The organism is Nonomuraea sp. K271 (genome assembly GCF_009908215.1).
Classification (GTDB): Bacteria; Actinomycetota; Actinomycetes; order Streptosporangiales; family Streptosporangiaceae; genus Nonomuraea; species Nonomuraea longispora.
This window is the reverse complement of record NZ_JAAAHR010000033.1, coordinates 51,677-62,050: the sequence shown is the minus strand read 5'-3', so window position 1 is coordinate 62,050 and position 10,374 is coordinate 51,677. Positions and strand designations below refer to the sequence as shown.

At 71.2% G+C, this 10,374-nt stretch carries 9 protein-coding genes and 1 pseudogene; 4 read left to right on the top strand and 6 right to left on the bottom strand.

The genetic code is table 11. The features are described from left to right. Window positions 1–544 (top strand): NAD(P)-dependent alcohol dehydrogenase (locus tag GUY59_RS14650; protein WP_161714544.1); only part of this gene is annotated, 544 nt, incomplete at its 5' end. A 16-nt stretch (window positions 545–560) separates the two neighbouring features. Here the strand turns inward: GUY59_RS14650 and GUY59_RS14645 are convergent. After that, a complete protein-coding gene (locus GUY59_RS14645; protein ID WP_138200379.1) occupies window positions 561–857 on the bottom strand; it encodes a hypothetical protein in 297 nt (98 codons plus the stop codon). A gap of 192 nt (window positions 858–1,049) precedes the next feature. Next, entirely contained in the window at window positions 1,050–1,886 is an 837-nt protein-coding gene (locus GUY59_RS14640; protein WP_236667150.1) for a D-alanyl-D-alanine carboxypeptidase family protein, read from the bottom strand. A gap of 109 nt (window positions 1,887–1,995) precedes the next feature. On the opposite strand from GUY59_RS14640, the gene GUY59_RS14635 reads away from it, so the two are divergent. Further along, window positions 1,996–2,190, top strand: coding sequence for a YegP family protein (locus tag GUY59_RS14635; RefSeq protein ID WP_138200378.1), 195 nt, complete (start codon window positions 1,996–1,998; stop codon window positions 2,188–2,190). Window positions 2,191–2,197: 7 nt separating this feature from the next. On the opposite strand, the gene GUY59_RS14630 is transcribed toward GUY59_RS14635, so the two are convergent. Next, window positions 2,198–2,731: a DedA family protein gene (locus GUY59_RS14630; RefSeq protein WP_138200377.1), complete on the bottom strand. Its 534-nt coding sequence runs from the start codon at window positions 2,729–2,731 to the stop codon at window positions 2,198–2,200. A gap of 163 nt (window positions 2,732–2,894) precedes the next feature. Between GUY59_RS14630 and GUY59_RS14625 the strand changes: the two genes are divergently transcribed. Next, on the top strand, window positions 2,895–3,413 hold the full coding sequence (locus tag GUY59_RS14625; RefSeq protein WP_138200376.1) for a hypothetical protein: 519 nt from the start codon (window positions 2,895–2,897) through the stop codon (window positions 3,411–3,413). On the opposite strand, the gene GUY59_RS14620 is transcribed toward GUY59_RS14625, so the two are convergent. Continuing rightward, window positions 3,403–6,777: a BTAD domain-containing putative transcriptional regulator gene (locus tag GUY59_RS14620; RefSeq protein ID WP_138200375.1), complete on the bottom strand. Its 3,375-nt coding sequence runs from the start codon at window positions 6,775–6,777 to the stop codon at window positions 3,403–3,405. The genes GUY59_RS14625 and GUY59_RS14620 overlap by 11 nt on opposite strands. A gap of 279 nt (window positions 6,778–7,056) precedes the next feature. Next, window positions 7,057–8,115, bottom strand: a complete 1,059-nt coding sequence (locus GUY59_RS14615; RefSeq protein WP_138200374.1) for a lysylphosphatidylglycerol synthase domain-containing protein — start codon at window positions 8,113–8,115, stop codon at window positions 7,057–7,059. 149 nt (window positions 8,116–8,264) lie between these two features. On the opposite strand from GUY59_RS14615, the pseudogene GUY59_RS14610 reads away from it, so the two are divergent. After that, window positions 8,265–9,470, top strand: a pseudogene (locus GUY59_RS14610) (RNA-guided endonuclease InsQ/TnpB family protein); the annotation flags it as partial. Window positions 9,471–9,543: 73 nt separating this feature from the next. Here the strand turns inward: GUY59_RS14610 and GUY59_RS14605 are convergent. After that, a complete protein-coding gene (locus tag GUY59_RS14605; RefSeq protein ID WP_252374891.1) occupies window positions 9,544–10,362 on the bottom strand; it encodes a PIG-L deacetylase family protein in 819 nt (272 codons plus the stop codon). Window positions 10,363–10,374 lie beyond the last annotated feature (12 nt).

Sequence of the window (10,374 nt, the reverse complement as noted above, 5' to 3'; positions counted from 1 at the left end):
GGACAAGGTGCTCGTCAACGGGGCTTCCGGCGGCGTGGGGACGTTCGCCGTGCAACTCGCCCGCGCGTTCGGCGCGGAGGTCACCGGCGTCTGCGGTCCGCGCAACGTGGACATGGTGCGATCGATCGGCGCGCACCAGGTCATCGACTACACCGAGCGGGACTTCACGCGCAGCGGGCAGCGCTACGACGTGCTGATCGACATCGCGGGCAGCCGCCCGGGATGGGCCTGCCGCCGGGTGCTGACCGGCAAGGGGGCCCTCGTCGCCGTCGGCGGTGAGCCCGGGCGGTGGGTGCAGCCCGGCGGGCACGTCGTCTCGTTACTGGCCGCGGGGCCGTTCGTGTCGCAGCGGGTGTCGTCCGTGAACGTGGTGACCTGCGAGGAGACCAAGCGGAACCTGGTGACGCTGACGGGGCTCATCGAGGACGGGAAGGTGACGCCGGTCATCGACAGGAGCTTCCCGTTCGCACGCATCCCTGAGGCCGTCACCTACCAGGAGGCGGGGCACGCAGCGGGAAAGGTCGTCATCACGGTCGGCGGCTGACCCCACCGGACGCTTGTCAGGGCTGCTCGCCGTCGAACCAGTCGGGACGGTTGTCGGGGTCGGTGACGAGCGGGCGGCTCATGATGGGGCTGTCGAAGCCCGTCTCCCTGATGTGGCGTTCGAGCGCGGGCGCCTGCGACGCGGTGGTGATGAGCGTGAGCTCCCAGGCGATCTCGTCGTGGTGGGCGGTCGGGTGTGGCGTCTCGGCTATGTCGATCGACGTGGCCAGTCCGGCGCGGAAGATGCCGTTGGCCAGCACGGCCGCCCTTTCGTGGCCCTCGACCGTCGCGCGGACCTCGATGAATTCCGCCATGGTCGTCCTTTTCGAGGGTTGAAGGGCCACCCTACTGTGCCGAGGAGCGTGGTGGCTGTGCTCCAGGTCACCTTTAGCGCTGCTGGATGTTCGATTATTGCCCGTTCGGCAGTGCTTGCGCATCCGCCGACGAAGAACCGGCGTCAATCGCTCCGGCTCCGCCGCGCCTGCCGGCGTGACGAGCGCGGCCGCTCAGCCGAGGGCGATGCGGTCGCCCGCGTAGTCGAGGAGCCGCTCGGCCGTGGTGAAGCGGCGCTCGCTCCCGTCGTTCAGCAGTACGCCCACGACCTGCTCGCCACTGCGCTCACCCGCGAACAGCAGGCAGTAGCCCGCCGCCCTCGTGTACCCCGTCTTGACCCCCAGCACCCCGTCCGCGCGCTTGAGCAGCTTGTTGGTGTTGGCCCAGGTGTGCGCCCGGTGCATCTTGGTCTTGGCCACCCTGTGCACCGTGCGACGGACCACGGTCGTGAACGTGTCGTCCGCCAGCGCCCGCTGGGCCAGCTTCGCCTGGTCGGCGGCCGTCGAGTAGCCGCCGTTGCGCGGGGTGGGCATGCCGTCGGCGTTCGTGTAGCGGGTGTCGTCGAGGCCGAGGGAGCGGGCGGTGCGGTTCATCTTGGCGACGAAGGCGGTCTTGCCGGGGCCGTAGCGCCGCGCCAGCGCGTTGGCCGCGTCGGCTCCTGAGGGCAGCATGAGCGCGTACAGCAGGTCCCTGACCGTGAGGCGCTCGCCCTTGCGCAGCCCCGCCGTCGCGGCGCCGTTGCGGGCGGCGTACGACACGTCCGCCGCGGAGATCCTGACGGTGTCGCCGAGCCGGGCCTCGCGCAGCACGACGTACGCCGTCATGACCTTGACGAGGCTCGCGACCGGCATCCGGCGCGTCTGGCGCTTGCCGACGTGCACGTTCCCCGCCGAGTCGACGACGTACGCCGCCTCGGCCGCCACGGCGGGCGCGTCCGCCGCCACGGCGGGGGCGGCGACCCCGACCAGCACAGTGACCACGACAGAACCCATGAAACCGGCGATACGCATGGCAATCATGGTGTCAGCAGATCAAGGGTTCGTTTGCCTGACACGACCATAGGTATGTCTCAGGCACGGGTAAATCGTTGATCAATCCGAGATTGCGGGGGCGGCGTCCATGGCAGGCAGGTTCATCATCAGCAAGGACGAACGGGGCGCTTTCCGCTTCGCGCTCGTGGCGAACAACGGGCAGACGCTCGCGGTCGGCGAGGGTTTCCCGACGAAGGTGGCCTGTGTGAACGGCATCGAGACCGTACGCAGGAACGCCCCTGAGGCCGACATCGACGACCAGAGCGGGCAGGAGCCCCGGTGAAGGCCCGCTAGGACACGAGAGCCTCGTCCTCGGAGGCCCGGCGACGGCGACGGCGGCGGCGCACCACGAACGCGGCCACGGCGGCGGCCGCCACCACGGCCACGGCGGCGGCGGCGAGGGGAGAGGCGGCGGCCAGTTGCAGCCACCCCCACACGATCGCCGTGCCGCCGAACCACCACAGCGGCGCCCACGTCAGGCAGCCCAGCGCGCTGGCGACGACGTACCAGGGATAGGACACGCGCAGCGCCCCGGCCACCCATGGCAGCGTGTGGCGCAGCATGGGCACCCAGAAACACCCGTAGACGGCCAGCGCGCCCCACTTCTCGACGACCTGCTCGATCTTCGCGATGCGTTCGCGGCCCAGCCTGACGCCGATGCGGGAGTCGTACAGCTTCTCGCCGAGCTTGCGGCCGACCCAGTAGTAGACCTGGAACGCTCCGAACAGAGCGAGGATCAGGATGGCGCCGACCAGCCAGTAGGGGAGGCCGAGCCAGAACGGCTCGGTGAAACCGTCGGAGACGGGGGCGATCGCACGCACCATCCGCAGCCACCCCTCCCAAAGCCTTAGGTCAGCCTTACCTTAATCAAAGCTCCGCTCACCTGCCATAGCGGGTGCAAGCCTCCCGCAATGGGTGCAACCAGGCGACAAGCGGGGCTCAACCGCCCTGCCTCACTCTATGTGTGAGGCGAAAGGGGTGTTGACGATGACGACGAGAAGCGCAGCCGCCCTGGCCAGCGGCACGGCGAACACGGCCAAGCTCTTCGTGGCCGCGCTCGCGTTCACCAGCGCCTACGTCGGCTTCTCCGCCTACCACAGCGCCAACTCGGCGACCGAGCCGGTGACGACCATCACCCTGTCGGCCCGCGAGACGCCCATCTCCGCCCCGGCCCGGCGGACGTCCCCCGCCGCGAGGGAGGGAGAGGTCTCCGTCGACGCCGTGCCGGACGGCGGAGCCGGGTGCGCCGGCTCGTACGTGGCCCGCAGCGTGGTCGTCAACCCCGACCCCGACCAGGCCGTGTCGTACGCCTGGCGGCTCACCCGCTGGAGCCCGGCCATCCGGACCTGGCGCACCTACCTGGTGGACCACGACGGCTCCGCCGCCGCCCGGCGCACCATCGAGTGGCGGCCCCAGATGTCGGGCAACCCCGGGTGGTACCGCGTCGAGCTGGCCGTCAAGGGCGCCGCAACCCTCAGGAGCGAACGGTTCGAGGTCAGCTGCTGACCGACTGCCGCGCCGCCTGCACCCAGCGCGGCACGCCCACCCGCTCGGCCACCTCGAGGGCCTTGTGGTAGTGGTCACGCGCGGCGTCGGGCTGCCCGAGACGGATCGCGAGGTCGCCCAGCGTCAGCGCGACAGGCCACAACGCCACCACGCCGGTGCCGGCGCCCGCCACCCGGTCGGCGAACGGCTTGAGCTTGTCGTAGCAGTCGATCATCCGCTCGCGGTCGTCCAGCAGCATGCCCGCCAGTGCCCGCCAGGTCATCACCAGCTCGTAGAGGAAGTCGGGGCGGACCGGCGGCCGGGTGGCGGCCACGGCCCTGGCCTCATCGAGCCGGCCCGCGGAAGCCAGGGCGAGGGCGTAGGCGTCGAGCGTCCACTTGGCGCCCCGCAGGTGGGCCTCGGCGAGCCGCTCGACCATGCCGGCGGCCCGGCCGTCGACGAGGTGCAGGCAGAACGTCGTGATCAGCGGGAGGTCCTGGCGGCCCTCCAGCATGCCGGCCCGCTCGGTCATCCTCGCCGCGTCGCTGTAGGCCCGTTCGGCGCCCGCGTAGTCGCCGGCGATCATCAGGCGCTGGCCGGCGTACCAGACGACGACCGCTGCGGGCGCCGACAGGTCGTACTGCTTGGCCAGACGGTCGGCGGCGGCGGCATGCTCGTCGGCGGTCGTGAACTCGCCCCTCGCCGCCGCGCACTCCAGCAGCACCAGATGGGCCAGCGCCTGCGTGGCCATCTGGCCGGAGCGCTGGGCGACCTCCAGCAGTTCCCTGCCGATGCTCTCGCGGGTGTCGACCGCGGGGATGTCGTAGGACTGGCGCAACCGCCCGCTGAGCGCGGCCGCGATCAGCGCGGGGTCGCCGCTCTGCCTGGCCAGCTCCAGCGCCTCCAGCGACGCCTGCCGGCCCCGCTCGGGCGAGGAGGAGCCCTCCAGCTCCAGGGCGAGCGTCGTCAGCAGGCTCGCCCGCAGCCGCTGCTCGCCCTCGGGCAGCTCCATGAGGGCCCGCTCGGTGACGTCGACGATCTCCCACGCGGTGCGGGTGAAGTCGCGGGCCATGCCCTTGTGCGGCACGGCCAGCGAAGCCGCCACCTTCGCGGTGATCTCGAGGTCGCCCAGCGGCAGCGCGGTGTCCATGGCCTGGCGGCGCAGCACCCTGGCCGCCGACATGTCGCCGCACAGCGCCAGCGCCCTGATCTGGCGCAGCATGAGCACCAGCCGCTCCTTGGTGCGCTCGCGCGCCCGCTCGCCGTCCTGCTCGTCGTTGCGCGAACGGTCGAACGCGGCGATGGCCTGCTCCCACAGCATGGCCGCCTCACGGTGGGCGAAACGCCGCTCGGCCTGCTCGGCCGCCAGCCCCGCGTAGTGGACGGCCTTCTCGGCCGCGTCGGCGAGGAAGTAGTGGTGGGCGAGCGCGGCCACGTCGGACGGCGTGCGCTCCTCGATGACCGCGGCCACGGCGGCGTGCAGCCGGGTGCGGCGCAGCCGGGAGGCGTCGGAGTAGATCGTGTCGCGCACCAGGTCGTGGTCGAACCTGAGCAGCCCCGGCCCCGGCTCGGTCACCAGGCCGGCGAGCAGGGCCGCCTCCACGGCCTCGATGACGGCGTCCTCGTCGCCCGCCACCGCGATGAGCACGTCGAGATCGACGTCACGGCCGATCACGGCGGCCTGCAGCAGGATCTGCTGCGCCCCGGACGGCAACCGCGAGATGCGCCGCCGCAGCACGTCGCGCACGCCGGAGGGCACCTGCGAGAGCACCTCGGTCGCGCTGGCCCGGTCGGCCGCGCCCTCGGAGTCGAGCAGGCGCACGGTCTCGCGGACGAAGAACGGGTTGCCGCCGGTGCGCTCGACGATCGACTCGACCGCGTCGTCGTCGATCTCGCGTACGCAGGTGGCCCTGACCAGCTCGGCCACGGCCTTCGGGTCGAGCCCGGAAAGACCCACGCGGACCGGGCTGAGCCGGGCGAGGGCGGCCAGCACGTCGGACTGGCGGTCGTCGAGCTCGCTCTCCCTGCAGGTCACCACGAGCAGCACCCGGCTGGTGGCCAGCAGGCTGGGCAGCGCCCGCAGCAGGGCCAGCGTCTGGTCGTCGGCCCAGTGGAGGTCTTCGAGCGTCAGCAGCACGGGCGACCTGCGCGCGACCCCCGCGAGGTAGCCGCCGACCGCGCGGTGCAGCCGGAAGCCGCCGGACACCTCGTCCTCGTCGGGGTCGGGGGCGGCGTCGTCGAGCAGCGGCGCGAGCAGCTGGGCGTATTCGCCCGCGCCCGTCACGCCGATGAGCGTGCGCAGGATCTCGACCCACGCCCAGCCGGGCGGGGTGGCGCTGGAGTCGGGGCAGGCCCCGGACGCGGTGGTCCAGCCGTCACCGGCCAGCCGGGTCTCCACCTGGCGCAGCAGCGTGGTCTTGCCCGCGCCCGCGACCCCGGTGACGATCGCGACCTGGAACCTGCCGGTGCGTGAGGCCGCCGTGGTCAGCCGGGTCAGCTCGGCGTCGCGGCCGACGAACGGCTCGGGCTCCAGTGGCGGCGGGTCGACGGGCGTGGCCGGCCTCGGCGGCCAGGTGTCGGTGACCGGCGCCGGCCGGGCGGGCCGCGCCGGGGCGGCCAGTTCGAGCTCGGGCGACTGGGCCAGGATGTCGGACTCCAGCTTGCGCAGCGCCGGCCCCGGGTCGATGCCCAGCTCGTCGGCCAGGATGTTGCGCGCCCTGCGCAGCGCGGCCAGCGCGTCGCCCTGCCGGCCGCAGCGGTAGAGGCCGAGCGCCAGCAGCCGCCACCCCTCCTCGCGCAGCGGATGCTCGGTGGTCAGCGCCTCGAGGTCGGGCACGGTCTCGGCGTGCATGCCGAGCCGCAGACCGGTGTCGGCGTGCCGCTCGCGCGCCACGAGGCGCAGCTCGGTCAGCCGGTTGACCTCGGCCTCCGCCCACGGCTGGTCGGCGAAGTCGGAGTAGGGGGTGCCGCGCCACAGGCCCAGCGCCTTCTCCAGGCGGCCGCGGGCGGCCTGCGGGTCGCCCTCGTCGAGGTGCTCGCCCGCCGCGCGTACGAGCTGCTCGAACCTGAGCGCGTCGACCTGGTCGGAGGCCACGCGCAGCGCGTAGCCCGACGCGACCGTCACCAGCAGCCGGTTGGGCCCGCCGCGCGGGCGGCCCGGCTCCAGCACCCTGCGCAGGCGCGAGATGTAGACCTGCAGGCCCGACTGCGCGCCCTTCGCCGCGTCGTCGTCCCACAGATCGTAAAGAAGCGTGTCAACGGGCACGACCTGGCCTCTGGCCACGAGGAGCCGGGCGAGGACGGCCCGCTGCCGCAACCCGCCGAGGTCGAGTTCGTCGTCGTGTTCGTACGCCTCGACTGGCCCCAGAACTCGGAACGCCACCATGTCAGCCGCCACGCTATGCGGGCCTGCGAATCATGCACAAGGTCTTTGTTGGCTTTGGGATTGTCACCGATCTCCCTCGGCATGGAAACCGCGTCCCCCCGGTGCGGTCGGTCGTTGCAGGGTGCCAGGACATGGTGTTCACCTCATGGTCGTGGTGCAGTGACCCGGAGTGCGTGCCGTCGGCGGCCGGGCGCGGCGTGCGGCGCGTCCCAGGTCGGGGAACTCGGGGAACTCGGGGAACTCGGGGAACATCGTCGGCCCAGCGGGCCGCGGCGGTGGTCAAGAGGGGGCCTTCGAGATCGTGGACGGGGGCTCCGCCTCGGCGTCCCGGCCGTTGCGCCTGCGCAGGAGCGCCCATGCGCCCAGTGCCAGGCCGCCGAACGGGATCTCGATAGTGTAAGTCCAGAAGCCGAAAAGCAGTGCGGTCGCGATCGCGGGGCTGCCCTGCACCCCGAAGGCGATCAGCAGGGCGGCCACGCCGCTCTCCATGATGCCCGCGCCGCTCGGCGTGATCAGGGCGCTGGTCAGGACTCTCGACAGCGCGAAGACGGCGATCGACTCGGCCAGGCCCGGCCAGGCGCCGGTGGCCTGCATGCAGGCGGCCATGATCGCCCACTGGAAGCCGAGGAAGAAGATCATGCCGAGTGACAGGCCGGGCCATCGGGTCCTGACGACTCCGGCGGTGTCGGCGCGCAGCCGGTGGAAGGCCGCGGAGGCGTGCAGCTTCAGCCTCAGCAGTCTGGTGAGGCCGTCGAGCGCCCGGCCGAGCAGCGTGGCGGCGCGCTCCCAGTAGAGGGCCGCGGCCATGACCGCGCAGAGCACGAGGATGGAGATCGCGCCCGTCCAGCCCGCCTGGGCGACGGTCGGGTTGGGCACCTCGTCGGCCATCAGCAGCGCGATGATGCCGACGGCCGGCAGGACGAACCTGAACAACGTGTTCCAGATGCCGCTGACCAGCGTCATGACCACGAAGGCGCGGTTGGTGAAGCCCCATCCCTTGGTCATCGCGAACGACAGCGCCACGCCGACCGCCCCGCCGAACGGCAGGAGGTTGCTCACCGCGCTGCCCGCCGCGTTGAGGGTGAGGCCCTGCAGGTTGTTCAGCCCCGGCAGCGAGTTGGTCAGCACGAACGTGTAGGCCAGCAGGCTCAGCAGCCACAGCACGGTCATGATCGCGATCTCGCCCGCGCCGAGCGCGCCGAACACGGCCCCGATCTCGGCCCAGGAGACGGGCTTGCCGGTGAGCGTGCGCACGATCTGGGGCAGGTAGACCACGAGCAGCACGGCCAGCCCGAGCGACAGGACGGACAGGGCGATCTGGAGCCACTTGTTCTTCATCGGATACCTCCGAGGAGACCTCCGTCTTCAGGTGGGGGAGGAACCGGTCTCCTGCGGAGCAGGGCAGGGTAAGGCGATTCGCCGCCAGGGGGGCCGTCGCATAGAACACACACACGATTTTCAGCTGGTCGTGCGGTAAGACGTGAGGCATGGCGCAGATCGTGAAGCGGGCCTACAAGTACCGCTTCTACCCGACCCTCCAGCAGGCCGAAGAGCTTGCCCGGACGTTCGGCCGCGTCCGCCTCGTCTACAACAAAGCCCTGGAAGAACGGACCCGCGCCTACACGCTGCAAGGCCGTCGCGTCTCCTATGCGGAGTCCTCTGTGGAGTCCTCGGCCGCCCTCACGGCGTGGAAGCGCAGCGGAGAGTACGACTTCCTGTCCGAGGTGTCGTCGGTCCCTCTTCGGCAGGCGCTTCGTCATCTCCAGGCCGCGTTCGCGAACTTCTTCGCCAAGCGCGCCAAGTACCCGACCTTCAAGTCCCGCAAGAGGTCGCGGGCGTCGGCCGGGTACACCCGGTCGGCGTTCCGGTGGCGCGACGGCGCCTTGACGCTGGCGAAGATGGACGCCCCGCTGGCGATCGCATGGTCGCGCCATCTTCCTGAGGGTGCGGAGCCGTCCACGGTGACCGTCTCGAAGGACGCTGCGGGACGCTGGTTCGTGTCCCTGCTGGTCGAGGAGGAGATCAGCCCGCTGCCGCCCGTTGCGGACAACGTGGGGATCGACGCGGGGATCACGGCGCTGGCCACACTCTCCACCGGCGAGAGGATCGTCAACCCTCGTCACGAGCGCCGCGACCGGCGCAAGCCGGCCAAGGCTCAGCGGGCGCTCGCCCGCAAGGAGAAGGGGTCGGCCAACCGGGCCAAGGCCCGCCTGCAGGTGGCCCGCGCCCACGTCCGCATCACCGACCGTAGAAGGGACCACCTGCACAAGGTCACCACACGGCTTGTTCACGAAAACCAAGTGATCGCCGTGGAAGACCTGACCGTCCGCAACATGGTCAAGAACCACAGCCTGGCCCGCGCCGTCTCCGACGCCTCCTGGCGGGAGATGCGCTCCATGCTGGAGTACAAGGCCGCCTGGTACGGGCGCACGCTCGTGGCGGTGGACCGCTGGTTCCCCTCCGGCAAGCTGTGCTCGGCATGCGGAGCCTTGCAGGACACGATGCCGTTGCACGCCCGCGCATGGCAGTGCGCCTGCGGCGCGGCCCATGACCGTGACGTGAACGCGGCCAAGAACGTGCTCGCCGCCGGGCCGGCGGAGAGCTGAAACGCCTGTAGAGCTGGTGTAAGACCTCAACGAGAGTCCTCTCGGACGGGGCAACCGGCGATGAAGCAGGAACCCTCACGGGCGACCGTGGGAATCCCCCTCCTTCAGAAGGGGGAGGATGTCGACGGGATCCAGTCTGACGGGCGGGTGCATGTGGAAACTAGGTCGCCCACTGGTCGAAGGGATGAGTGAGGCGGGCGCCCGGAGGAAGGTCACGGCGAACGTACCACTCCGTGCCGAAGACCAGGCGGTAGAGAGGGCGGGGGACCTTCAGCATGACGGCGAGGGTGCGGTCGCTGTCGCCGCCGCTGGCCTGCGAGGCGTGTGCGGCCATGGACGCCCTCTTCTGTTTCGCATATTTCCGGACATTGACGCGGTGGGTGATCGTCTCACTCGCCGAGTACGCGCTCTCGAACGTCCGTACGTCGAACTCCGGCGGGAACCTGTAGAACCGGCTCGCCAGCCGAAGGAGCCTGACGAGCGGATCGCGGTTGACCGTCGCCTCGAGGACGACCGGCGTTCGGGCGATCGTCGACGCCCGTTTGCCCACCCGGTGGACCTGCACATGGTCGGGATGGCCGTAGCCGCCCGCCGGGTCGTAGATCGCCAGCAGGTCGGCCTCCTCCTCCTGAAGGATCGCGGCCAGCGCCTTGGCGGCCTCCTCGGTGTCGGCGTCGATGAAGGCGTTGTCGGGCCGTTCGTCGGCGCTGCCGCCCTTGGGGCTCAGCCCCGAGTCGCCGTAGCCCAGGCACTCCACGCGGGCGCAGCCGAGCAGCGCGGCCGAGGTGTAGAGCTCCTTGAGCCTGGTCTCGCCGAGCGCGTCCCCGGGCTCCATCTCGGCCAGGCCGCGCTCGCCCGCCGTGGCCACCACGAGCACCACGCGGTGCCCCTCGGCGGCGAGCATCGCCATGGTGCCCGCCGTCAGCAGGGCCTCGTCATCGGGGTGCGCATGAAAGAACACAGCGGTACGTGGAGGCACACGCCCAGATTA

What these genes read in the sequence shown, in the direction of transcription:
- GUY59_RS14645 (WP_138200379.1), bottom strand. Translation starts at nt 857, where the DNA reads ATGGCGGAATTCATCGAGGTCCGCGCGACGGTCGAGGGCCACGAAAGG.
- GUY59_RS14640 (WP_236667150.1), bottom strand. Translation starts at nt 1,886, where the DNA reads ATGCGTATCGCCGGTTTCATGGGTTCTGTCGTGGTCACTGTGCTGGTC.
- GUY59_RS14635 (WP_138200378.1), top strand. Translation starts at nt 1,996, where the DNA reads ATGGCAGGCAGGTTCATCATCAGCAAGGACGAACGGGGCGCTTTCCGC.
- GUY59_RS14630 (WP_138200377.1), bottom strand. Translation starts at nt 2,731, where the DNA reads ATGGTGCGTGCGATCGCCCCCGTCTCCGACGGTTTCACCGAGCCGTTC.
- GUY59_RS14625 (WP_138200376.1), top strand. Translation starts at nt 2,895, where the DNA reads ATGACGACGAGAAGCGCAGCCGCCCTGGCCAGCGGCACGGCGAACACG.
- GUY59_RS14620 (WP_138200375.1), bottom strand. Translation starts at nt 6,777, where the DNA reads ATGGTGGCGTTCCGAGTTCTGGGGCCAGTCGAGGCGTACGAACACGAC.
- GUY59_RS14615 (WP_138200374.1), bottom strand. Translation starts at nt 8,115, where the DNA reads ATGAAGAACAAGTGGCTCCAGATCGCCCTGTCCGTCCTGTCGCTCGGG.